The 23,111-nt window shown below is 68.5% G+C and carries 17 protein-coding genes and 1 pseudogene; 6 read left to right on the top strand and 12 right to left on the bottom strand.

The genetic code is table 11. The features are described from left to right. Positions 1-133 precede the first annotated feature (133 nt). The 5 genes from IPG63_03770 to IPG63_03750 are packed head-to-tail and all read right to left on the bottom strand — an operon-like array spanning position 134 to position 7,141. Positions 134-997, bottom strand: coding sequence for an aldehyde dehydrogenase family protein (locus IPG63_03770; GenBank protein MBK6726368.1), 864 nt, complete (start codon positions 995-997; stop codon positions 134-136). Beyond that, positions 994-2,496 (bottom strand): aldehyde dehydrogenase family protein, encoded by a 1,503-nt coding sequence (locus IPG63_03765; GenBank protein MBK6726367.1) that lies wholly within the window; start codon positions 2,494-2,496, stop codon positions 994-996. The genes IPG63_03770 and IPG63_03765 overlap by 4 nt, the downstream gene beginning before the upstream one ends. Next, positions 2,489-3,445, bottom strand: coding sequence for a deoxyribose-phosphate aldolase (gene deoC, locus IPG63_03760; protein ID MBK6726366.1), 957 nt, complete (start codon positions 3,443-3,445; stop codon positions 2,489-2,491). The genes IPG63_03765 and deoC overlap by 8 nt, the downstream gene beginning before the upstream one ends. Positions 3,446-3,503: 58 nt before the next feature. Beyond that, a complete protein-coding gene (locus tag IPG63_03755) occupies positions 3,504-4,862 on the bottom strand; it encodes a hypothetical protein (protein MBK6726365.1) in 1,359 nt (452 codons plus the stop codon). Between the two features lie 32 nt (positions 4,863-4,894). Further along, positions 4,895-7,141 (bottom strand): hypothetical protein, encoded by a 2,247-nt coding sequence (locus IPG63_03750; protein MBK6726364.1) that lies wholly within the window; start codon positions 7,139-7,141, stop codon positions 4,895-4,897. Positions 7,142-7,283: 142 nt separating this feature from the next. On the opposite strand from IPG63_03750, the gene IPG63_03745 reads away from it, so the two are divergent. After that, positions 7,284-8,300 carry a hypothetical protein gene (locus tag IPG63_03745; protein ID MBK6726363.1) on the top strand — a complete coding sequence of 339 codons (1,017 nt, stop codon included), beginning with the start codon at positions 7,284-7,286 and terminating at the stop codon, positions 8,298-8,300. Between the two features lie 32 nt (positions 8,301-8,332). Further along, positions 8,333-8,563 carry a hypothetical protein gene (locus tag IPG63_03740; GenBank protein MBK6726362.1) on the top strand — a complete coding sequence of 77 codons (231 nt, stop codon included), beginning with the start codon at positions 8,333-8,335 and terminating at the stop codon, positions 8,561-8,563. A 73-nt stretch (positions 8,564-8,636) separates the two neighbouring features. On the opposite strand, the gene IPG63_03735 is transcribed toward IPG63_03740, so the two are convergent. Both IPG63_03735 and IPG63_03730 read right to left on the bottom strand, forming a co-directional pair. Continuing rightward, the gene (locus IPG63_03735; GenBank protein MBK6726361.1) at positions 8,637-9,020 is read right to left on the bottom strand and encodes a GFA family protein; all 384 of its coding nucleotides are present in this window, start codon (positions 9,018-9,020) and stop codon (positions 8,637-8,639) included. Continuing rightward, entirely contained in the window at positions 9,017-9,646 is a 630-nt protein-coding gene (locus IPG63_03730; GenBank protein MBK6726360.1) for a rhodanese-like domain-containing protein, read from the bottom strand. The genes IPG63_03735 and IPG63_03730 overlap by 4 nt, the downstream gene beginning before the upstream one ends. Before the next feature lie 219 nt (positions 9,647-9,865). Here IPG63_03730 and IPG63_03725 point away from each other — a divergent pair, with 219 nt between their 5' ends. The 3 genes and pseudogenes from IPG63_03725 to IPG63_03715 all read left to right on the top strand — a co-directional run bounded on the left by IPG63_03725 (position 9,866) and on the right by IPG63_03715 (position 16,048). Beyond that, on the top strand, positions 9,866-12,343 hold the full coding sequence (locus IPG63_03725) for a protein kinase (GenBank protein MBK6726359.1): 2,478 nt from the start codon (positions 9,866-9,868) through the stop codon (positions 12,341-12,343). A 95-nt stretch (positions 12,344-12,438) separates the two neighbouring features. Then, entirely contained in the window at positions 12,439-15,354 is a 2,916-nt protein-coding gene (locus tag IPG63_03720; protein ID MBK6726358.1) for a M28 family peptidase, read from the top strand. A 223-nt stretch (positions 15,355-15,577) separates the two neighbouring features. Then, positions 15,578-16,048 (top strand): annotated as a pseudogene (locus IPG63_03715) (transposase). 170 nt (positions 16,049-16,218) lie between these two features. On the opposite strand, the gene IPG63_03710 reads toward IPG63_03715, so the two are convergent. Beyond that, a complete protein-coding gene (locus IPG63_03710; GenBank protein MBK6726357.1) occupies positions 16,219-18,726 on the bottom strand; it encodes an FtsX-like permease family protein in 2,508 nt (835 codons plus the stop codon). Further along, a complete protein-coding gene (locus IPG63_03705) occupies positions 18,723-19,439 on the bottom strand; it encodes an ABC transporter ATP-binding protein (GenBank protein ID MBK6726356.1) in 717 nt (238 codons plus the stop codon). The genes IPG63_03710 and IPG63_03705 overlap by 4 nt, the downstream gene beginning before the upstream one ends. An 81-nt stretch (positions 19,440-19,520) precedes the next feature. Here IPG63_03705 and IPG63_03700 point away from each other — a divergent pair, with 81 nt between their 5' ends. Then, a complete protein-coding gene (locus IPG63_03700; protein MBK6726355.1) occupies positions 19,521-20,105 on the top strand; it encodes an arylesterase in 585 nt (194 codons plus the stop codon). Positions 20,106-20,187: 82 nt separating this feature from the next. Here the strand turns inward: IPG63_03700 and IPG63_03695 are convergent, their stop codons facing one another. The 3 genes from IPG63_03695 to IPG63_03685 form a co-directional block, all read right to left on the bottom strand. Then, positions 20,188-20,754 (bottom strand): hypothetical protein, encoded by a 567-nt coding sequence (locus IPG63_03695; protein ID MBK6726354.1) that lies wholly within the window; start codon positions 20,752-20,754, stop codon positions 20,188-20,190. Continuing rightward, positions 20,751-22,016: an AAA family ATPase gene (locus tag IPG63_03690; GenBank protein MBK6726353.1), complete on the bottom strand. Its 1,266-nt coding sequence runs from the start codon at positions 22,014-22,016 to the stop codon at positions 20,751-20,753. The genes IPG63_03695 and IPG63_03690 overlap by 4 nt, the downstream gene beginning before the upstream one ends. 192 nt (positions 22,017-22,208) lie before the next feature. Continuing rightward, positions 22,209-23,093, bottom strand: a complete 885-nt coding sequence (locus tag IPG63_03685) for a hypothetical protein (protein MBK6726352.1) — start codon at positions 23,091-23,093, stop codon at positions 22,209-22,211. Positions 23,094-23,111: the final 18 nt, after the last annotated feature.

The following is a 23,111-nucleotide window of genomic DNA, read 5'->3' as shown; positions in this document are numbered from 1 at the left end:
GAATTGCGTCGTGGTGGTGGGGGGGCGAACACACCGCATCGCGACCATCGCATGTGGCTGCGTCAACGGTCGCGACCGGGGTCGCTCCTACCTCGCTTCGCACCTCTGCCTGCGCAAGCGATGGAGGGGTCGCTCAAACCCCGATCGGGTGCCAGACGGTCTTGTATTCGACGAAGTCGAGCACGCGTTCGAGGGCGAGCAGCGGGCCGTGGCTGGCGACGCAGCGCTTCAGGTTGTCGACCGCGGCGCGTTCGAGTTCGGCGCGGCGCGCGGGTTCGTCGCGCAGGTAGGCGAGGCCCTGGATCTCCATGTGCGAAGCGAATTGCGGTGTCAGTTCGGCGGCGTCACCGGAGAGCAGGTTGATCACGCCGCCGGGCAGATCGGCGGTGGCGAAGGCTTCGCCGAGCTCGGCGACCAGGCCTCCGGCGCGACCGGGGAGCAGCGCGATCGCGCTGTTGCCGGCGGCGATCACTGCAGCGATGCGCGCCGCGATCGCGGCCGGGTCAGGCTCGTCCGGGAAGATCAGGCCGACCACGCCGAGCGCGTCCGGCGTGGTGAAGTTGTGGTGCGGACCAGCGACCGGGTTCACCGCACCGATCACCTGCGGGTACTTGTCGGTGGCGCCGGCGAAATACACCAGTGCGTCGATGGTGCCCTCGAACGCGCGCGTCGCCTGGGTCGCGGTCAGGCCGAGGCCATCGCGCAGCAGCGCGCGCCAGGAGTCGCCGCGGCCTTCGATCATCTCGGCCATGCGATACAGGATCTGGCCGCGGTTGTAGGCGGAGCGCGCGGCCCATCCGGGTTGTGCGGCCTTGGCGGCATCGACCGCGGCGCGCAGGTCCTTGCGCGAGGCCAGGCACAGCTGCGCATAGGCGTGCTTCGCGCCCGGCTTGGCGAGCACATAGCTGCGTCCGGATTCGCTGCGCGGAAACTCGCCGCCGATGTAGAGCTTGTGCGTCTTCGGCACCGGCAGGCGTGCGGTTTCGGTACGGCTCATGGCACCACCTCCAGGTACGGCAGCAGTCCGTGGCGTCCGCCCTCGCGGCCGTAGCCGCTTTCACCATAACCACCGAAGGGCGAGGTCGGGTCGAACTTGTTGTAGGTGTTGGCCCAGATCACGCCGGCGCGCAGTTGCGCGGCGACCGCGTGCACCTTCGAGCCCTTCTCGCTCCAGATGCCGGCGGCCAGCCCGTAGGGCGTGTCGTTGGCCTTGGCGATCGCCTCGGCCGGGGTGCGGAAAGTCGAGACCGCGAGCACCGGGCCAAACACCTCGACGCGGCAGATCGTGTGCGAGGAGGCGACATCGCTGAACAGGCACGGGCGCAGGAAATTGCCCTTGCTCGGCAGCGCGATGTTCTCGGGCTCGTAGTAGCGCGCGCCTTCCTGCTTGCCGGTCTCGATCAGGCGGCGGATCTTCTCGATCTCGGCGGTCGAGTTGATCGCGCCGATGTCGGTGTTCTTGTCGAGCGGGTTGCCGACGCGCAGCTTCTGCATGCGGGCCTTGAGCTTGGCCAGCACCAGGTCGGCGACCGGTTCCTCGACCAGCAGGCGCGATCCGGCGCAACAGACGTGGCCCTGGTTGAAGAAGATGCCGTTGACCACGCCCTCGACCGCCTGGTCGATGGCGGCGTCGGCGAAGATCAGGTGTGCCGACTTGCCGCCGAGTTCGAGCGTGAGCTTCTTGCCGCTGCCGGCGACGGCGCGGCCGATGCTCTTGCCGACCTCGGTGCTCCCGGTGAACGCGATTTTGCGCACCAGCGGATGCGTGGTCAGCGCCGCGCCGGTGGCGCCGGCGCCGGTGACGATGTTGACGACACCGGGCGGCAGGCCGGCGGCCTCGAAGATCTCGACCAGCTTGAGCGCGGTCAGCGGCGTCTGCTCGGCCGGCTTCAGCACCACGGTGTTGCCGCAGGCGAGCGCCGGGGCGATCTTCCACGCCGCCATCAACAGCGGGAAATTCCACGGGATGATCTGGCCGGCGACACCGAGCGGCGCCAGCTTCGCCCCGGGCAACGCGTAGCCGAGCTTGTCGGCCCAGCCGGCGTAATAGAAGAAGTGCGCGGCCACCAGCGGGATGTCGACGTCGCGCGTTTCGCGGATCGGCTTGCCGTTGTCCAGCGTTTCCAGCACCGCGAGTTCGCGTGCGCGTTCCTGGATCAGGCGCGCGATGCGGAACAGGTAGCGGCCGCGCTCGCGTCCGGAGAGCTTGCTCCAGGTGCGGTCGTAGGCGCGCTTTGCGGCGCGCACCGCGGCATCGACGTCCTCGGCGCCGGCCTCGGCGACCTCGGACAGCGGTGCCAACGTCGCCGGATTGACGCTGGCGAAGTAGCGGCCGGCGGCAGGCTTGACCCACTCGCCACCGATGTACAGCTGGTGGCGCGGCGGGATCGTCACGATCTTGTCGGACTCGATGCTCGGGGCGTAGTCGACGACGAGCCCGGGCGCGGCCGACGGGGCCGGGGCGGCGCGGCCGGTCTTGGCGGTGGTCTTAGTCAAGCGAGTAGCCCTTGTCGTAGTAGTAGCGGCCGGTGTACTGGCGGTAGACCTGCCGCAGCACGTCGTTGAGCAGGGCGCTGGCGCCGAAGCGGTACAGCTCCGGGTGCATCCAGTCCGGGCCGAGCGTCTCGTACAGCATGCACAGGTATTGGATCGACTGCTTGGCGGTGCGGATGCCGCCCGCCGGCTTCATGCCGATCTTCTCTCCGGTGCGCGCCTGGTGGTCGGCGATCGCCTGCAGCATCACCAGCGTCACCGGCGGCGTCGCCGCCGGCACGATCTTGCCGGTCGAGGTCTTGATGAAATGCGCGCCGGCAGCGATCGCGAGGTCGGAGGCGAAACGCACGTTGTCGAGCGTGCCGAGTTCGCCGGTTTCCAGGATCACCTTCAGATGCGCCGCGCCGCAGGCGTCGCGCACCGCGGCGATCTCGTCGAACACCTGTTGGTAGTCGCCGGCGAGGAAGGCGCCGCGGTTGATCACCATGTCGATTTCGTCGGCGCCGTTCTCGACCGCCTCGCGCACGTCGAGCAGGCGCGTCTTCAGCGAGGCCTGGCCGGAGGGGAAGGAGGTCGCGACCGAGGCGACGTGCACGCCCGAACCTTCCAGCACCTTGACCGCGTGCGGCACCAGCAGCGGATAGACGCAAACCGCGGCGACCGAGGGAATCGGGCGGAAGCCCGGGAGCTTGTCCAGCGATTCGGTCAGCGCCGGCGCTGCCGGTTGCAGCGCCTTGCGACACATCTGGCGCACGCGCGCCGGCGTGTCGGCACCTTCGAGTGTGGTCAGGTCCATCATGCGGATGGCGAGATAGAGCAGGTCGAGCTTGCTCGCCGCCTTGATGCTGCGCTTGGCGAAGAACGCCGCGCGCTCCTCGGCACCGACGGCATCGACCGGCACTACGGGAATGCCGCGCGGCGCACCGTCGCGGTCGCGGACAGAAACGATCATGGACGCAGGCTACTCCGCGGAAAGCAGGCGCCGAGGATACGGCTTCCCCCGCCCCTCGTCACGGTGCCGGTTCTGGCGCGACGATGGCCGCGACGCGGCTGCCGGGCAGCGGCAGTGCCAGTTCCGGCGGATCGTCGCGCACCGGCTCGCGCCTGGCCAGGCGCAGGCCGTGGCCATCCGCCGCCAGCGTGACCGGCAGCGCGGTGAAGCGCTGCGGTCGGCTGGCGAGCGCAGCGGCAGCATCGGGTTCGGTCACCAGCCATTCGCCCAAGGCGAAGGTCGCGAGCAGGGCATCGACGTCGTGTTCGCGCAGGCGGTAGCGGTCGTAGTCGGCCATGCCGATCTCGGCCAGCGTGCAGCCGAGCGGATTGAACACGCGCCCTTCCAGATCGCAGGCCGGCGGCGACATGGGCGCGGCCGCGGGCGGGGCCGCCAACGCCGCGCAGGCGCGGGCGAGGTGCGTCGCGTACAGCGCGCGCGTCGCCCCGGGGCTGTAGACGAAGCGCGCACCGAGGACGCGGGCGCGATCGAGCAGGCTCGGCCGCGACCCGCTGGCGAACATGCGCTGCGGTTCCATCAGGTCGGCCATGCCCTGGAACTCGGCGCGGTAGACGTCGCAGGACATCCGCTCGATCTCGGCGATCGGCGCCAGCGCGGCCGCGCATTCCGCAGGCAGCGGCGTGCCGGGCGGAGTTTCGGCGCGCAGGTCGGCGGCGAGTTGCACCCCGCCCTGCAGCCAGGACAGCAGCACCATCTCGAAGACCAGGCTGTCGCTGCGCCCCTTGAGCCGACGCCAGCCGGACAGGTCGCGACACAGCCCGGTCAGTGCGCCGACCGGGTCGCCATCGACCTGGCGCAGCGCGGCGCGCGCGAGCTGCAGGTTGGCGCCCTGCTGGTACTGCGGCAGTGGTGCGGCGAAGCTCGGTCGATGCGGGGTGCGCAGGTGATCGTAGGTCCAGACCTGGTCGAGCCCGGCGAGCAGCGGCGCGCGCTCGGCCAATGCGGCGCGCACGCCCCCAGCGTCGGCGCGTACCGCGGCCAGGCAGCCGGGCTTGCGCCCGCAGGCGCCGAGCTGCGGACTGCTGTCCTCGACGTGTCGCGGATAACGCGCGCTCGCCAGCACCGGCTCGACACCGGTCGCGGCCAGCGCATCGAGCGCGGCCATGTCGGCCGCGAACACCGAGTCGCGTTCCGTCTCCGGCACATTGCGCGGCAACAGCCACAGCAACTCGAAGGCGTTGTGCTCGCCACGCGCCCGCTCGTAGGGCGCGCGCAGCAAGTCCAGCGCCGCCCGCTGCTTCGCATCGATGCGCGGCAGCAACCCGCTCAGAATCATGCCGGACCAGGCCAGCAGCAACGCGAACAACCACCAGAACAGATGGCGCAACGGCTTCGGAATACGGGATCGTCGGTTCATGCCGACACGATAGCGCTGCGGCGGGGCGTGCGTCAGGACAACTCCACCACGATCACCGCGTAGGGGCCGAGGTTGAGGTCGAGCTGGGCGGTGCGGGTGGCGGGGCGCGTGATCGGGACAGTGGTGGTGGCGACGCCAGCGAGGGCCGCGGCGATGCCGGCTTCGCTGATGGCGACCGTCTGGCCGTGCAGCTCGGTCTCGAGACGCAGCGTCGCGGCCGAGGGTGCGGTGTGCACGCGCGCGCTCGCGGCGTCGGAGTTGTGCACCTGCACGCGCAGCGTGCGGCTGGCGCTGCTGTCGTTGGCGACCAGCAGGCGCAGCGTGTTGCCGACGCGTGCCGCGAGCACTGCGGGTGCGTCCGGTGACGCGGCGAGGGTTGCGCAGACGCCCTGGCGGCAGGACTCGGTGTGCACGCGCACGCCATCGGCGAGCTGGCGGTAGGCCCAGAAGCCCCACGCGCCGGGGCGCAGGTCGATGGTCGCCTGGCCATCGTTGGCGGCGAACAGCGACATCACCGTGGTGCCGGCGTAGAAATGCGCGGCCTCGACCGCGAACTCGTCCTCGTGCAGCAGTGCCAGCGCGCCGGCGACGAAGCTGGCCATGCGCCGGTCGCCATAGAACGCGTTGCCGCAGGCCTGGCCGAGGCCGATGTTCCACTCGCTGACATGCAGCGGCATGCTCGCCAGTCCCTGTGCCGCCATCTGCCCACGCAGCGTGCGCAGCCAGTCGCGCATCTCCACGAGCGAGGCCGCGGCGCAGTCGCCGTAGTAGTGCGCCGAGAGGAAATCGAAACGATCACGACCGACCGCGCCGATCAGGCCGGCGGTGAACGACCCGGGCGTGGCCATGCCGCGGGTGACGCTGTCGGTGAAACCGGGCCCGCCGATCGCGAGCGGCCGTCCGGCGCCTGCGGCGTGTGCGCGCACCAGGTCCACGCTGTTCTGGAACAGCGCGTGGAAGTCGCCGTCGCTGCCGTTCCAGAACATGCCGTCGGGCTCGTTGTGGACCTCGACGAACTCGGGCTCGACCACCGCCCCCGCGCCCGGCGCGAAGTCGCCGACCAGGTGCCGGTACAGGTTGCCGGCAACGCGCGCCCAGGCGACCACGTCGCGACTGTCGTTCGGTCCGTTGAAGCTCTCGCCGAGGCGCAGGTACACGCGCGCGCCGATCGCCATCACCTCGCGCACGCGGGCGTCCATGGCGGCGAAGTCGTATTGCACCGGATCGTCGATCGCGCCCGGGTCGTTGACTGTCCAGGCCACGCGCGGGCTCGGCCCCGAGGGCGTGTTCACGCAGGCACTCAGCGTGGTCGGTGGCTGGGCCCCCAGGTTTTCGATGCGGGCGTCGCGGTAGATCTCGCACAGGTCCACGCCGACGTCGTGCAGGCGCACGCTCTGCACGCCGAAGGCGCGGTAACCCACGCTGCTGTCGTAGCTGTAGTTCGGCGCGACGCGACCGCCATGCACCGGACCCTTGTTGACGCCGAGCAGGCGCTTGATCGGGCCGCGTGCAAGCGCCGCGTCCACGCGCACCGCGTACGCGCCGGCGGGTGCGGCGACGCCTTCGTCGAGCGCGATGTCGTCGGTGCGCACGCCGATGATGCTGCGCGTGCCACCGTCGCTGGCGACGAAACGGTCGCGCTCGGCGACCTCGATCGGCATGGCCACCTCGGGCGCGGCGGCGAAGCGCAGCCGCAGGCGCAGTCCGTCGCGCTGCACGCGCGCGACCTCGGCCCCGCTCGCGTCGCGCAGCCACGCCTCGCTGCCCTCGAGCGTGCCGCGCAGGGCGCGCGTCGTGCCCGGCGACTCGCCGTCGCGTTCGGTCAGCAGCCAGCGGCCGGCGAAGCGGTCCAGTCGGTCCGGCCAGGCATACAGTGCGCGCTGCACCGGCTGGCTCGTGCCGCCCCAGGTCAGCACGCCGCTGACCGCGGAGTCGAACGCCAGCGTGAAGCCGCCGGCCTCGTGCACGCTGATCGTCGGCGCCTGGTACAGGCAGCCCAGGCACTGCCCGCCGCGACCGCGATACAGCGTGCCCTGCAACTGCCCGATAGGGCCGCTGCCCGTCACCGAGGCATCCCACGGCGCCGACCCGATCAGCCACAACGCGCCGCCGTCGGGCTCGTACAGGTAGAACGCCAGCGTGTAGGTGTCGCCCTGCCGCTCGATCTGGAAACCGGTGCCGGACGCATCCGGATTCCACCACACGCCATCCTCGGCACGCTCCGCCGCGGCCGCTGCCGACACGCCGATCCAAAGCAAGACCGATAACACCCGTCGCATGATCCATCTCCCGCGTTCTTCGCCTGCAGCGGACAACGCGCGGGCGCCAAGGCGGTTGACGACGGGATGCGCGTCGCGAGGGCCGGAGTATCATCGCGCCAGCAACGTTTCGCCCTCGTCCGCAACGACAGGAGAACGCGTCATGCCGATCTCGCGCATCGCACTTGTGCTCTTTGGCCTCGTGCTCGGTTGCGCCGCGCACGCCGGCGGCCCGACCATCGTGCGCATCGCCAACCACACCACGCCCAACCCGGGGGGGTATCCGCCCGGCTATCCGCAGGGCACGCTCAGCGGATTCAGTCGGCCCATGGCCGACGGTGATCAAGTGACCTTCCGTGCCAACGTGCAGCTGCAGCCCAACACCAGCACCGACGGCGGCATCTACCGGGGCGACGGCGGGCCGCTGACAGTGATCGCCGACGTGTTCACCAGCACTCCCGGTGGCGGCGGCAATCTCGGTGCCCAGTGGGGCATCTCGCTCGGCGCCGAACGAGTGGCGTTCACCGCGCTGACGCAGGCTTCGGACTACGTGCTGCTGGCCTTCGATGGTGCCAGCCTGCTACGCATCGCCGATGACGACGATCCCGCGCCCAGCGGCAGCCATCCCTACAACGGTTTCGGCATGACCGCGATCGACGGCGACGACATCGCGTTCGTTGCCTGGGAGCAGGTCAGCTACCGGCCGGGCCTGTACCTGCACTCGGGCGGCGGCACCACGCTGATCGCGGCGGGCGGGATGCCCTTGCCGGAAGACCCCGGACACAACTTTCAGCGCATCGACGGCGACAACCTGGCACTGGAAGCGGGTCTGATCGCCTTTGTGCACGAGAACAGCAGCGCAGAGGAGCCGATCGGCATCTACCGGCACAGCGGTGGCATCACCTCACGGGTGGTGGACCTCTCGACCCCGGTGCCGGGCGGAACCGGCAGCTTCACCGACCTGCAGATCAGCGGGCATCCGATGCTGGCACTCGATCGCGGCCGCATCCTGTTCGAGGGGTCGATGGCGCCGGCAAGCCGGGTCTCTACCTGGCCGAGAACGGGACCCTCAGCCGCGTGCTCAGCACCGATGCCAACCGGCCGCCCGGCGTGGCGACGATCCACAGCTTCCGCGGATTCGACCTGCACGGCCAGGTCGTGGTGTTCGCGGCGGAAGTGAGCTGGGCGCGTTCCGCTGAGCAGCCGCAGGGCGTGTCCGGACCGATCGTGCTGTGTGCGCTGACCCCGGCGGGCTACGAATTCATTGCCCGCACCGGCGATGCGCTCGATGGCTATGTCGTGCAGAGTCTCTACCTGAGTCCCCACAGCTTCGACTCCGGCCGCGTCGCCTTCGAGGCGCACAGCCAGGCCGACTGGAACATCGGCGGCGTGTACCGAACGACCGTGGACTGGATCTTCGGCGACGGCACCGAGGGCCCTTGACCGACGCGCAGCTGCATCGATCGCGACGCCTGGATGATCCGCGGCGGCGCGGTCGTGAAGGCGCACCGGGTGTTCAGGAATCGCGGCTCTTGTGCGCGAGTGCCGCGGCGTTCTGCTCCCAGTTCTGCCCGTCGAAGGCCACCACCGTGAGTTGCGCCGGCGGTGGATCGAGGCAGCGCACGTTGACGTCGACGCCGTCGGGGTTCGAGCGCGGGGTGTAGAACGGCTTGATGCCGCAGACCTTGCAGAAGGTGTGGCGGGCAACGCCGGTGTTGAAGGTGTACACGCTGAGCTGGTCGGCACCGGCGAGCAGGCGGAAGCGGCTCGCCGGCACGATCAGATGCAGGAACCCGGTCATGGCGCAGATCGAGCAGTTGCATTGCTCGACCTCCACCGCCTCCGGCGCCTCAACCTCGAAGCGCACCGCGCCGCAATGGCAGCTACCGCTGTAAATCACTGCTTCACATCCGTCGCGTCACTCGGCGTGAGCGCCGGGGTCTGTGCGGACGCCGCCGCTGGCACGATGCTGCCCTCGAAGCGGATGCGCGGGTCGGTCACCTGCACCAGCTCGTCGAGTTCGTACACGTTGCGATAGCCGTAGCCATACAGCGTGATGTAGGTCGGGACGTTGAGCGCCAGCATCAGCGGCTTTTCCTGCACGCGCATCTGCACGCCGGGCGTCACCGTGCGCACGGGCAGCGCGACCTTGGTCGGGAAGTCCACCTGGTTGCCGTCGAAGTTGTTGTTGCAGTAGATCAGCACCGTGCTGTCGAGCGAGGGGATCACTTCGCCCAGGCGATCCTGGGTGAAGTCGGAAAAGCCGAGGTGGCGCGCGCCCTGCAGGTGGATGCGGTCGTAGCGATAGGTCGAGCGCGTGTCGAGGACCACGACGCCCGGCTCACGGCTCATTCTCAGGAACGTGTCCAGATCGACCAGCCGTTCGCGCCGGTGTGGCTCGACCTCGGCCACCAGTTGCTGGAACGCGTCGAAGTCGACCTTGGCCGGCGGATACGCGCGCTCCGTGGCCGCCGCCGCGCCGCTGCAGACCAGGGCCGCCGCGGCCCATCGTGCCGTCGTGTTCATGCGCATGCTCCTCCGCGCGCCCGCTGGCGCGGGTCGAGTCTCACTGTCACGAAAGCGGGCGACAAGTGCCTGGGCAGCTACGGGGGGTGGTGCGGTGGACGTGTGGCTTGGGCAGCCACGGGAGGCTGCCCCTACCGGTGCGTGGGGACGTGTGGATCGGTCGGGACCCGCGGCACCGATCCCGACCGCATCGCGGCGACCGCGTAGGGGAGGCCCCCCGTGGCCGCCCGCCTTGCGCTGGCCGCGCGCATCGCGCAACGCCATCGCGCGACACGGGATAGCTCGCACCGCTACAGTGCCGCATCGTCGCAGGGGTGCTTCGCGATGGCCGAACCGATCACTGAACCTTCCGATCGCAGCGCGCGGATTGGCGGGCTGTGTCGGGTGGCGGCGAGCTTGCCGCAGGCCGACGCGCGCATCGGGCTGCAGGTCGGGCATTGGCGCATCGAATCCCTGATCGCCAGCGGCGGCATGGGCAGCGTCTATCGCGCGCAACGCGACGCGGGCGACTTCGCGCAGGCGGTGGCGGTCAAGTTGCTACGCGCGAGCGACGCCGACGCCAACGAGTGGGCGCGACGCTTCGCCGCCGAGCAACGCATCCTGGCGCAGCTCGACCATCCCTACATCGCCCGTCTGCTCGACGGCGGCACGCTCGTCGACGGCACGCCCTACCTGGTGATGGAACTGGTCGAGGGCGAGCGCATCGATCACTGGTGCGAGCAACACCAGCTTGACCTGGTCGCGCGCCTGCGGCTGTTCGCCAAGGTCTGTCGTGCGGTGCAGGCGGCGCACCGCATGCTGGTGGTGCATCGCGACCTCAAGCCCGGCAACATCCTGGTCGATGCGCACGGCGAGCCCAAGCTGCTCGACTTCGGCATCGCCAAGGTGATCGGCGAGGGCGGTCGCGACGAGACCCGCGCCGATCGTCGCTTGATGACGCCGCGTTACGCGGCGCCCGAACAGTTCTCCGGACACAGCGGCGTCAGCGTCGATGTCTATGCGCTCGGCGTGATTCTCTACGAACTACTCACCCGCTCGGCGCCCTACGATGCGGACGGCAACGCGAACGGCGATGACTCGGTCGGCCTGATCGAGGCGATCCGCGGTCATGAGCCGCTGCCGCCGAGCCTGCGCCCGTTGCCTGCAGCCAGGGCGCGGCGCCTGCGCGGCGATCTGGATGCGATCGTGCTCAAGGCCCTGCGCACCGATCCCGCGCGGCGCTATGCCGGCGTCGAGGAACTGGTCGAGGACATCGAACGCCACCTGCAGCGCCTGCCGGTGCGTGCACGCCAGGGCAGTCGCCTGTATCACCTCGGCCGCTTCCTCGAGCGCAACCGCCTGCCGCTCGCGGTGAGTGCCGCGGTGCTGCTCGGCTTGCTCGCCAGCGGCCTGGTCTGGCGCACGCAACGCGATGCGGTGGTCGCCGAGCGCGACAAGGCCGCGCGTGCTTCGCAGTTCCTGTCGTCGGTGTTGTCCGGGGTCAGCCCGGGACGCGCCCAGGGGCTGGATCGGACGCTGATGCGCCTGGTTCTGGAACAGGCCGGCCAGCGCCTGGCCACCGACCTCGGCGATGCGCCGCAGGTGCGCGCCGAAATCGCCGCCACTCTGGTCGAGACGCTGGTCAACCTGGGCGAGCCCGACAAGGCAGTCGCGATCGCCGAGACCGAATACGCCGCCGCGCAGGCCCGCCTCCCGCCCGACGCCCGCGCCCTGCTGCGTCTGGCCTCGGAGACCGCAAACGCGCGTGGGGAATCCGAACGGGGCAAGATCGAGCCAGAGTTGTTGAACCGGGTGCTGGAGCAACAGCGGCGCTTGTTCGGCATCGCCGACGCAGACTCGCTGATCAGCGCCGTGCGTCTCGTGAAGCGGCTGCGCGAGGGCGGCGACATCGAGGCCGCGCGTCGTCTCGGGCGCGACACCCTGCGTGCCGCCGAGGCGCTGGCCCACGACACCGCGCCGTTCGAGGCCCTGCTCACCCAGGTCGCGCTGGCCGACTCGACCGCCGGCGACCACGACGCCGCGATCGCCATTCACGGTGCACTGATCGCGGCACGCGAGCGGCGCGTCGATGCCGACGACTTCGACCTGATGGAACTCAGGGGCGACTTCGGTGCGACGCTGTTCCTGGCCAAGCGCTACGACGAGTCGCTCGCGGTCTCGGAGGCGGTGTTGCCCCGATACGTGGCGTACTACGGCGCCGAGCACCCGAACACGCTGATCATCCGCAGCAACATCATCGGCGCGATGAGCATGCTTGGCCGCGCCGCCGAGGCGCTGGTGCAATGCGAGGAGATCCTCGCGATCCGTCGCCGGACCCTCGGCGAACGCCACCCAGACACGCTGATCGCGATCGGCAACCTGGCCGCCACTGCGATGCGCGCCGGTGCAGTGGCGCGGGCCGAAGCCGCGTTCCGCGAGTACATCCCGATGTGCGACGCGCTGCGCGGCGCCGACCACCCCGGCTGCGTCGAACGCCGCGCCGGTCTGGGCAAGTTGCTGCGCGACCGCGGCCAATACGCCGAAGCCGAGTCGTGGCTGCTCGCCGCCTACCAAGGCAAGCTCGGCAGCGAGGATCGCCACTTCGCCGGCGCGGAAAAAGTCGCGCAGGAACTGGTGCTGCTGTATGAGGCCTGGCGCCGGCCCGCGCAGGCTGCGCGCTGGCGCGAGCGCACAGCGGTCGCGCTCAAGGCGCGGTGACTCTTTCCTGGACCAGCGCAACCAACGCCAACCGTCACAGCGGCGCCACGCGCGTGGCTGATAGGCTGGCACTTTCGATTGCCGGAGTCGGACCGATGCCGCTTCACCGCTTGTTGTCGTTCACCATCGCGCTGGCACTGGCCACGACCACGGTCGTGGCCGCGACCGTGGCGGCCGATCCCGCAGCCTGTTTCCGCGAAGTCACACACACCCTCGCCGACGACGCGATGGAAGGCCGCGGCACCGGCAGCAAGGGCAACGACATGGCCGCACTCGCGATCGCCGAGTGGATGGATGCAATCGGACTGCAGGCGCCGGCACAGGGACGCATGCAGCCCTTCGACGCCAACACCGGCATCCGCGTCGGCGAACACAACAGCTTGCAGGACGCCGTCTACGGCAGCGACTGGACGCCGCTCGGTTTCGCGAAGTCGGGTGAATTCTCCGGCGAGCTGGTCTTCGTCGGTTACGGCATTCGTGCCAAGGATTTGAACTACGACGATTACGCCGGGCTCGACGTCAAAGGCAAGGCCGTGCTCGCGCTGCGCTTCGAGCCGGGCGAGAACGATGAGAAGTCTCCGTTCGACGGCAAGAAGCCGACGCGTTACTCCGACCTGCGCGCGAAGGCGATCCAGGCGCGCGAAGCCGGTGCGGTCGCGTTGATCCTGGTCTCGCCGCCGCAGACCGCGGACGAACCCGACAAGCTGCCGCCGCTGAAGACCATGGGGCCGTTGTCGGACGCCGGCATCCCGGTGCTGCAGGTCACGCGCGCCCTCGCCGATCGCTGGCTGCTCGCGAACGGCACCACGCTCGCGAAGGCGCAGGCGGCGATCGACACCAGTTACAAGTCGGACTCGTTCGCAGTGAAGGACCGTCGCGTCAGCGGTCGCGTCGACCTGCATGCGGTGATCGCCAAGACCCAGAACGTGGTCGGCGTGTGGCCCGGTCGCGGTGCACTCGCGAACGAGGTCGTCGTGGTCGGCGCGCACTTTGACCATCTCGGCATGGGCGGACCCAGCAGCCGTGCCCCCGATCGCCACGAGATCCACAACGGCGCCGACGACAACGCCTCGGGCGTGGCCGGCATGTTGTGTGCGGCGCGTTTGTTGGTTGAGCAGGAGTCCCAGTTGGGAAAGCTCTCCCCCGATCGCCGCTCGCTGCTCTTCGTCGGTTTCTCGGCCGAGGAGATCGGACTCGGCGGCAGCGCCTGGTTCGTCGAGCATCTGCCGAGCGGCAAGATCGGCGACGTCGCGGCCATGATCAACCTCGACATGGTCGGGCGCATGCACGAGCACAAGCTCAACATCCTCGGTGCCGACAGTTCGACCGGCTGGGACGCGCTGGTCGCGGCCGCGAACAAGGTCGCGCCCGAGGTGATGATCAGCGCCGGCGGCGACGGCTACGGACCCAGCGATCATTCCAGTTTCTACGCCAGCGGCGTGCCGGTGGTGCATCTGTTCACTGGCGCGCACGAGCAGTACCACTCGCCCGAGGACGATGCGCCCCTGCTCAATCTCGAAGGTGGCGCCCATGTTGCGCGCATCACCGCGGCACTCGCCGATGGCGCACGCGTCGGGGCACGCCTCGATTACGCGCGCACCAGCGCGGCGGCACCGACGGCCGGCGACAGCCGCGGGTATGGCGCCTACTTCGGTTCGGTGCCGGACTACTCGGCGATGGAAGCGACCACCGGCGGCGTCAAGCTCAGCGACGTGCGCCCGAACAGTCCGGCCGAGAAGGGCGGCGTGCGCAAGGGCGACGTGATCATCGGCATGGCCGGCATCACCATCAACAACCTTTACGACATGACCTTCGTGCTGCGCGAGCACAAGCCGGGCGACACCATCGACATCGTCGTCAAGCGTGATGGCCAGGAAGTGAAACTGCGCGCGACGCTGTCGCAGCGGCCGGGTGAAGCGGCGCCGGCTGCGCATCCGCCGGCAGGGGCCGCGGCGACCGCGCCGGTGCAGCACGCCAGCTTCGAGGTCGGTGTCGATGCCGCGGCCGCAGGCGACTGGCGCCCGCGCGCCGGCAAGGCCGCGCCCGAGCTGATGCGCGCCGACGAGCCGCACCTCGCCGACCTGCGTCGCCTCACCTTCGGCGGCGACAATGCCGAGGCGTACTGGTCGCCGGACGGGCGCAAGCTCAGCTTCCAGCGCACGCCGCGCGACGGCGACTGCGATGCGCAATACGTGCTCGACCTCGACAGCGGCAAGGCTGAGCTGGTCTCGAGCGGCCAGGGCCGCACCACCTGCGGCTACTTCGACTATCCGCACGGCGACTCGCTGATCTATGCGACCACCGAAGCCGCCGGTCCGACTTGTCCGCCCAAGCCCGACTACTCGCAAGGTTACGTGTGGGCGATCTACGACAGCTTCGACATCGTGCGCCGCGACGCCCACGGCAAGACCACGCCGCTGATCAGCGGACCCGGATACGACGCCGAGGCGACCGAGTGCTTCAAGGATGGCCGCATCCTGTTCACCAGCACCCGCAACGGCGATCTCGATCTCTATGTCGCCGATCGCGATGGCGGCAACGTGAAGCAGTTGACCAGCCTGCCCGGTTACGACGGCGGCGCGTTCTTCACGCCGGATTGTTCGAAGATCATCTGGCGCGCCTCGCGCCCCGAGGGTGGAGAACTCGCCGATTACGAAGGCCTGCTCAAGCAGGGCCTGGTGCGCCCGAGCAAGCTCGAACTGTTCGTGATGGACGCCGACGGCGGCAACGTGAAACAGTTGACCCGCCACGGTGTCGGCAGCTTCGCGCCGTATCCCACACCGGACGGCAAGGGCGTGATCTACGCAACCAATGTCGGCGCCAACGCCCGCGAGTTCGACCTGCGCATCGTGCGCTTCGACGGCGGCGACGAACGCATCACCAGCGCGCCGAGCTTCGACGGCTTCCCGATGTTCTCCCCCGACGGCCGGTGGCTGGTGTTCGCCAGCAACCGCGCCAACAAGGAAGGCGAACGCGACACCGACCTGTATCTGGCACGGTGGGTGCCGTAGGCCACCTACAGCGCCCGTAGGAGCGACCCCGGTCGCGACCGGTGACGCCGCGTCGTTCGATTGTCGCGACCACGTCGCATCGCGAACACCGATTGCGCGGCGTCACCGGTCGCGACCGGGGTCGCTCCTACGGGCCCTGTGGACACCGCGCTGCGATTTTTCGCATCCGGATTTCCGACGTGGCCTCACGAATCGCGTGACGGCGACCGGCGATCTGTGCGGCATGAACCATTTTCGCATCGAACTGCCTGCCGGGCACCGTGCACTGCGCGAAGGCCGTGAATCGCTGATCCACGGCACCTATCTGGTGACCACCACGACCTTGGCTCGCCAGCCCCGGTTCGCCGATTTCGAGATCGCGGCCAGCGTGTGCCGGTGTTTCCTGACTCGGGAAGCGCTGGCCGATGCGCGTCTGCTGGCTTGGGTGTTGATGCCGGACCACGCGCACTGGTTGATCGAACTGGGCGAATCAGAACCGCTGTCAGGCGTCGTTGCACGATTGAAGGGCGTAAGCGCACGGGCGGCGAATCATGTCGTGGGCGTGGAAGGACCGATGTGGGCCCCTGCCTTCCATGATCGCGCCTTGCGCAGCTGGCGCGACGTGCGCTTGGCCGCGCGCTACATCGTCGGCAATCCGGTGCGTGCCGGCCTGGTGCAGCGCCTCGGTGATTATGCGTATTGGGACACGGTGTGGACCGGGCACACCCGGATGACCCCCCGGTCGCATCACCCCTGCGACGTAGGAGCGACCCCGGTCGCGACCATCGACGCCGCAACGCACGATCATCGCGATAACACCGCATCGCGAACACCGGTTGCATCGCGTCACCGGTCGCGACCGGGGTCGCTCCTACATCGCCCCGATCACCCCAACGCCCTTAACGTCTCCGATGGCGGTGCGGCGACGGTGCGGCGGGTGGTGAACCAGCCGGCGAGCGCGACCAGCGCGATGCCGGTCGCGGCAACTTCGAGGCTGAGGCGCAGGTTCGGCGTCCAGGGCAGATCGAACACGCGGGTGGCGATGCTGCCGGCGATGCCGTTGGCGGCGATCACCGCGACGAACGCGGCGATCAAGCCGATCACCAGGAACTCGGACAGCTGGGCGAATCGCAACTGCGCGCGGCGTGCGCCGAGCACGCGCATCACCGCGCCTTCGCGCAGGCGTTCGTCCTGGGTGGCGTGGATGGCGGCAACCAGCACCAGCACGCCGGCCGCGAGCGTGAACAGGAACACCAGCTCGACCACTTCGGTGACCTGGTCGGTGGTGCCCTTCACTTGCGCCAGCACCGCCCCGATGTCGATCACGCTGAGGTTCGGGAAACTTTCGACCAGTGCATTCACGGCGCCGCGCTCGTGCTCGGGCAGATGCAGGCTGGTGATGTAGCTGGCGGGCAGTTTCGCGATCGTCGCTGGCGTGCCGATCACGAAGAAGTTCGGGCGGAAGCTCTCCCAGTCGACCGCGCGCAGGCTGGTGATCGGCGCCTCGATGCGCTGGCCGCCGACATCGAACGCGACGTGGTCACCGACCTTCCAGCCGAGCGACTTCGCGAATCCTTCCTCGACCGACCATTGCGCCTGGTCGGCGTCCTCGGCGCTCCACAGTCGGCCGGCGGTGGCGACATTGTCGTCGCCGAAGCTGGTGCTGGCACTGAGATTGAATTCGCGCTCGGCCAGTCGGCGCGCACGCTCGCCGCGCGCCTCGTAGTCGTCGCCGCTGACCGCGCTGCCGTTCACCGCGAGCAGGCGGCCGCGCACCATCGGAAACAGTTGCGTGCTCGGCAGGCCCTGCTCAGCGAGCAGGGTGCGCACGCCCTCGAGCTGGTCCTGCTGGATGTTGATGACGAACTGGTTCGGCGCATTGGCGGGGATTGCCTCCCGCCAGCGCGCGAGCAGGTCGGAACGCACCAGTCCAAGCAGCAGCAGCACGGTCAGGCCGAGGCCGAGCGCAGCGATCTGCGCCAGGCTCGATGCTGCGCGTCGCGACAGGTTCGCGAGCCCATAGCGCCAGGCGCCGCGCAGGCGCTTGCGCAGAAGACGCAGCGCGGAGACCAGCAGCGAGGCGAGCAGGGCGAGTGCGACGAAGGCGAGTGCGAGGCCGCCGAGCAGGCTGGTGGCGAGTTCGGCCGAACCGGATTTCCACCACAGCAGCGCGACCAAGCCGCACAGGCCGACCACGGTGGTGACGATGGCGCTGGTTTCGGTCAGCGGGATGTCCCGACGCAATACGCGCAGTGCCGGCACGCGGCGCAGCGCCAGCACGGGCGGCAACGCGAAGCTGATCAACACGGTGAAGCCGACCGCCGCGCCATACAAGGCCGGCAGCGGGCCGGCGGCGGGCACATTGATGCCGAGCGTACGTTCCAGACTGTCGCCGGCGAACGACTGCAGCGCGTATGCAAGTGTGATGCCGAGCGTGGAGGCGAGCACGGCCAGCAGCAGCAGGGCGAGCAGGTGCAGGCTGGCGATCTCGCGCTGGCTGGCGCCGAGACAACGCAGCACCGCGGCATCGTCGAGGTGGCGCGCAGTATGGCGGCGTGCGGCCATGGCCACCGCGACACTGGCAAGCACCACCGAGACCAAGGCCGCGAGGCCGAGGAAGCGGTCGGCGCGATCCAGCGCGTTGCGCACTTCCGGCCGCGCGTCGGCGGCGGTTTCGATACGTTGTCCGCGACCAAGCTGCGGTTTCAGCGTGGCGACGAAGGCGCTGACGACGTTGGCGTCACCGGCCACGACCAGACGGTAGGTGATGCGTGCACCGGGCTGGACCAGCCCAGTGGCATCGGATTCGGCGAGCGACACGAACACCTTCGGCGCGGTATTGAAATAGTCGAGCACCGCGTCCGGTTCCTGCACGACCAGGGCCGCGATCTGCAACTCGCTGCGGCCCAGCGTGATGCGGTCGCCGATCCTGACGCCGAGTGCATCGGCACCAGCGCGCGACAGCCAGATCGTGCCGCGCTGCGGGGCACCGCGATGGCTGCGCTCCGCGCCGTGTTTGTCGCGCAGGCGGTACTCGCCCCGCAGCGGGTAGTCGGCGCCGAGGGCGCGCACCTCGCCGAGTTTCAGGGCCGGGCCGGCGCGCAGCATGCTGTTGAAGGTCCACACTTCGCTGTGCGCGAGCCCGGGTGATTGCGCGGCCGCGCGCAGCGCCGGTGCAATCGCCGAATCCGAACGCAGCACGGCGTCGCCACCGAGCAGGCGGTTCGCTTCGAGTGCCAGCGCGCGCGTGGCGCGATCGGTCACGAAGCCGACCGCGGTGACCGCGAGCACGGCGAGTACCAGTGCCGCGAACAACACGCGCAACTCGCCAGAAGCGAGGTCGCGCAGCAACTGCCGCCACGAAAGACGCAGCAGCGAGCGTGTCGACCTCATGCGCGGCTCACCAGGCGGCCGCCGTCCAGGCGCAACTGGCGCGCGCAGCGCGCGGCCAGGCGTTCGTCATGGGTCACCAGGATCAGGGTGGTGCCCTCGGCCTGGTTCAGTTCGAACAGCAGTTCGGCGATCACGCTGCCGGTGGCGGTGTCGAGGTTGCCGGTCGGTTCGTCGGCGAACAGGATCTGCGGTCGCGTCACGAAGGCACGCGCGATCGCGACGCGCTGCTGCTCGCCGCCGGAGAGCTGGCGCGGATAGTGGTCGAGGCGTTCGCCGAGGCCGACGCGGCCGAGGATCGCTTGGGCCGGGCTCTCGGCATCGTCGATGCCGGCGAGTTCGAGCGGCAGCATCACGTTCTCGAGTGCGGTCAGCGCCGGCAGCAGCTGGAAGTTCTGGAACACGAAGCCGATGCGCTCGCTGCGCAGCTTCGCGCGCGCGTCCTCGTCGAGCGTGGCTAGGCCGGTGCCGGCGATGCGCACGTCGCCGCTGCTGGCGACATCGAGCCCGGCGAGCAGGGCGAGCAGGGTGGACTTGCCGGAGCCCGACGCGCCGACGATCGCCATCGACTCGCCGGCGCGCACGCGAAACGACACGTCGTCGAGGATGGTCAGCTCGCGGCCAGGTAGGGCCACGCGCCGGGTCAGCCCATGCACCTCGATCAGCACGGGTGCGGCGTTCACCTCGACGATGGCATCCTCACGCAGGGCATCCATCCACTCACTCCGGCAACGGGCACAGACACGGGAACGATCAGCATGCGGTCAGTCTTGCAGAATACAATTCAAGCTTTCGTCATGGTCGCGCTGCTGTACGCGGGCTGGGCCACGGCCGCCGAGCCGCGGCGCGTGCTGGTGTTCGGCGACTCGCTCTCGGCCGCCTACAACCTGGCGCCGCAGCAGGGCTGGGTGCACTTGCTCGACGCCAAGCTGCAGAAGTCCGGCTGGCGCGTCGCCAATGCCAGCATCAGCGGCGAGACCACCGCCGGCGGCGCGGCGCGCATCGAGGCGGTGCTGGCCGAACAGCAACCCGAGATTGTGATCATCGAACTCGGCGCCAACGACGGCCTGCGCGGCCTGCCGCTCGATCTCGCGCGGCAGAACTTGACGCGCATCATCCTGGCCGCGCAGGCGCGCAAGGCGAAGGTCATGCTGATCGGCATGGAACTGCCGCCCAACTACGGCCCCGACTACACCACCCAGTTCCGCCTGATGTATGTCGAGCTCGCGCGTGAACACCGCACCGCGCTGTTGCCCTTCCTGCTCGACCCGATTTCCGACGACCGCGGCAACTTCATGGATGACAACCTGCGCCCCATCGCCGAAGCCCAGTCGGCGTTGCGCGACCATGTGCTCGCTGCGCTCAAGCCGCTGCTGCGCTGATCGCGATCCCCTGTAGGAGGGCCACTCGTGGCCCGATCTCTCGGCCCGACCCCGTGGCCCGATCAACCGGTGACCGGGTTGATCAACGGCTCCGCTCGACCGCGTCGGCGATCAGAGGCGCCACCTCGCGAAGCCCATCGATCGACAAACGATCGAGTTGGTACATCTCGTACCAGCCTCGCCGCCAACGAATGACCCGCTCTCCATCGGCCAGTCCCAATCGATCCAGCGTGTGGGCGGCCTTCGAGCGCAGGCGCGCCGGCACCCTCTCGGTCATCCGCATCTGCAGCGATGGCAGCAAAATCTCGAACCAGCCAGCACGCACTTCCTCGGGGTCCAGCACGCGGTCGTCCTGAGCGCGCTTTCTTGAGTTCATCGTGGCCGAGGCGAAGCGATAGTTGCTCCACTCGTACGCCAACTTCCGATGATTCTTGATGCCAAGGAAGTGATCGATCGTGCCACCGGTGAAGTCCACCATCGCAGCGTATCCGCAAAGCCCGCCGTACCCGGCTTGAAGCGTCGGCGTGTAGGGTGCCCAAAGCGCTCGGGGTCGCTTCGCCGTCGGGTTCGCCACCAGCCATTTCTTGCCTGGTCGGCGAACTCTGACATCGAAGTTTGTCGGCTCCGGAATCCTTGGCGCGCGGATCATCGACCTGTCCCCAGCTTGCCGGGTAATTGCTGTGTCGAAACGATCCAGCGCGGCCAAAAGTGGTCGTGCGCGGGCAGCAGGCGCGCAAGCGCCTTGTGGATGGCGGCTTTGGAATCGAGTCCCTTCGGTAGCGCGCCCTGGTCCCCTCGCATGAAGGCTTCGGCAGCTTCGATGGCCCGCTCGGCATCCAGCGAGCGCGCCTGCTCCAACCCGAAAGTCTCGGACACCAGCCAGTTCGCGGCGTCTCCTTGCGGCGCCCAGGCGCCCTGTTCGATCGTCACCACACCGCCCTGAATCTCCAGTCGCACCACGTCATCTTGGAGGCTGTCGAACAACGGCTCCAGAGACGCCGCAACCAGCGGTGCATGCGATGCAAGGAGCATCTGCGGCGGGGCTTCGGATCGGCCCCATAGCGCGTCAACCGCAGCCAGGACACTGGGCACGATCGTGCGTTGCCAGCGCGGATGCAGGTGGGTCTCCGGTTCGTCGAAAAGGATCACGACGCGTGACTCAGGCTTCTTGCCCAGCAGTTCCGCCGCCACGCGGTGCTCGTGCCACGCCCAAACAAGAAAATAGGCCAGAGCGAGTATGCGGCGAACACCGGCCGAGGCCAACGCTACCGGCACCGTCTGGCCGCCAATCAGCAGGGTGGGGCGATCGCGACCTTCGCCGATGAACAGACGTTGCGGCGGGCCGGCGCGCAACGTCTCTGCGATGGGCGACAATTCGCGCAGTACCTCCTCCAACGCCTTGAACTGAGGCTTGCGGCCTTCCTGCCAGTTGATCCAGTCGCGTTCGAGGCCTTCGCAAACGCGCTGCCCACCTACGTCGAGCCCTTCCCAGACATCGCTGGTCGCGAAGTGATATGCAGCAGGGCGGCCAGGGTCGTTGCGCCAGTAGTTGCGCGCCGGATCCCAGACCGAGAAGCCGCCGTCGATGCGGATGTAGACCACAATGCCTGGCATGGGCGGGCGCTTGGCATCGACCGGCCAGGTCTCGTCGCTCCGACGGAACTTTGAAACGACTGGCTTGGCCTCTCCAGCCCTGCCCTGAACGACATACTCGATCTGCGGATTCTTGGCCGACAATGGTGGCAAGGCCGCTGCGCCGGCCCAAGTGCGCGTCAGTGCCCACCATGCCAGATCGAGCAGAAAGCTCTTGCCCAGTCCATTGTCGCCGGTAATCAGGTTGAGCCGCGACGCCCACTCGACTCGCAGATCGGGAGCCAGTCCAACGTTCTTGAGATGCAGGTACTTCAGCATGTCTGGAGACTCTGGTTGTTGCTGGCGAAGCCACTGAGTCCGAAGACTGGTCTGGCGGCAGAATGAAACTAAAGACCGGAGCACATCGTCCAGAACTCGACGGTCGTGCAGGCGACGCCGGAGTGTGTGTCCGAGCCTGAGATGGGTCAAGGCTGTCAGGGCGATGTCAAGGTTCGGTCAAACCTGCGCCGCTCAGTCGCAGAGGCGCCAGTTGATGGGGGCGTCCCAGATGATTTCGGGGCGATAGTCCCGAACCGGGTAATGCTTGGGCGGGCCGAAGGTCTGCGCCACTACGCGAATCTGAATGCGATCGAGATCAGGGCTCACCGCTTCCGTGTAGCCGATGAACGTCATGGACTCGCGGTCTCTGCACAGCTTGGTGCCAATGCGTCGCTTCAACGGGGCCAATTCTGCTTCCGTCGGCTGAGGAATTGCCGGCGGAGGTGCAACTGACGCAACAGGCGCCGGCTTCGGCAATGCAGGCAGGTCCGACCGATTTCCCATTTGGAAGCGTCCTGGCAACAAGATGCGGAGCGGCTCAAACCACTTTCCATCGCGCTTTGTCACCGTTTCGCCGCAGATTTGTTCGGTGACTTGGTAGGTGTAAGGCTCGATCTGCTTGCGGGTCGAATCAATCGCGAAGTATTGACGGTACGTCGTACGGCACGGCTCGTTGTACTTGGTGCGCGGGGATGTGGTGGTGTGCTTTCCGTATCGTTTCATCTCCAGAAGAAACAGATACCACTCGCGGCCCGACGCATTAACTCGGTACTCGATAGCAATATCGCCCGGCCAGGCGAGGAACATCACCTGCTCCAGCATGGAGTCAGCGAACTCGCCCACGAACTCCTTTGCCCGAATCCGCGATTCGATTCGAACGACCAGGTCGGGCTTCTCGTCCGTCACGCTGACGACCGTGCCGCGTGGTGGCTTCTTCGGCTTCGCTTCGGAGGGAGTTGAGAATGCTGAGATCAGGGCGACAACACATGCGATCGCCCCGAATCGAACGGCCAGATTACTCACAAGATGTTCCGATGAGAGAGGCAAGAGCGGCAACGATATCTGTTCTTCCGACATCTGAAAATCGTATCTATT

The organism is Lysobacterales bacterium (genome assembly GCA_016703225.1).
GTDB lineage: Bacteria > Pseudomonadota > Gammaproteobacteria > Xanthomonadales > Ahniellaceae > JADKHK01.
The sequence above is the reverse complement of the archived record's forward strand: the minus strand, read 5'-3'. Positions and strand labels throughout refer to the sequence as shown.

Coding starts and splice junctions, on each gene's coding strand:
- deoC (MBK6726366.1), bottom strand. CDS start 3,445: ATGATCGTTTCTGTCCGCGACCGCGACGGTGCGCCGCGCGGCATTCCC.
- IPG63_03690 (MBK6726353.1), bottom strand. CDS start 22,016: ATGCTGAAGTACCTGCATCTCAAGAACGTTGGACTGGCTCCCGATCTG.
- IPG63_03750 (MBK6726364.1), bottom strand. CDS start 7,141: ATGCGACGGGTGTTATCGGTCTTGCTTTGGATCGGCGTGTCGGCAGCG.
- IPG63_03710 (MBK6726357.1), bottom strand. CDS start 18,726: ATGAGGTCGACACGCTCGCTGCTGCGTCTTTCGTGGCGGCAGTTGCTG.
- IPG63_03685 (MBK6726352.1), bottom strand. CDS start 23,093: ATGTCGGAAGAACAGATATCGTTGCCGCTCTTGCCTCTCTCATCGGAA.
- IPG63_03700 (MBK6726355.1), top strand. CDS start 19,521: ATGGTCGCGCTGCTGTACGCGGGCTGGGCCACGGCCGCCGAGCCGCGG.
- IPG63_03720 (MBK6726358.1), top strand. CDS start 12,439: ATGCCGCTTCACCGCTTGTTGTCGTTCACCATCGCGCTGGCACTGGCC.
- IPG63_03695 (MBK6726354.1), bottom strand. CDS start 20,754: ATGATCCGCGCGCCAAGGATTCCGGAGCCGACAAACTTCGATGTCAGA.
- IPG63_03730 (MBK6726360.1), bottom strand. CDS start 9,646: ATGAACACGACGGCACGATGGGCCGCGGCGGCCCTGGTCTGCAGCGGC.
- IPG63_03705 (MBK6726356.1), bottom strand. CDS start 19,439: ATGGATGCCCTGCGTGAGGATGCCATCGTCGAGGTGAACGCCGCACCC.
- IPG63_03755 (MBK6726365.1), bottom strand. CDS start 4,862: ATGAACCGACGATCCCGTATTCCGAAGCCGTTGCGCCATCTGTTCTGG.
- IPG63_03770 (MBK6726368.1), bottom strand. CDS start 997: ATGAGCCGTACCGAAACCGCACGCCTGCCGGTGCCGAAGACGCACAAG.
- IPG63_03745 (MBK6726363.1), top strand. CDS start 7,284: ATGCCGATCTCGCGCATCGCACTTGTGCTCTTTGGCCTCGTGCTCGGT.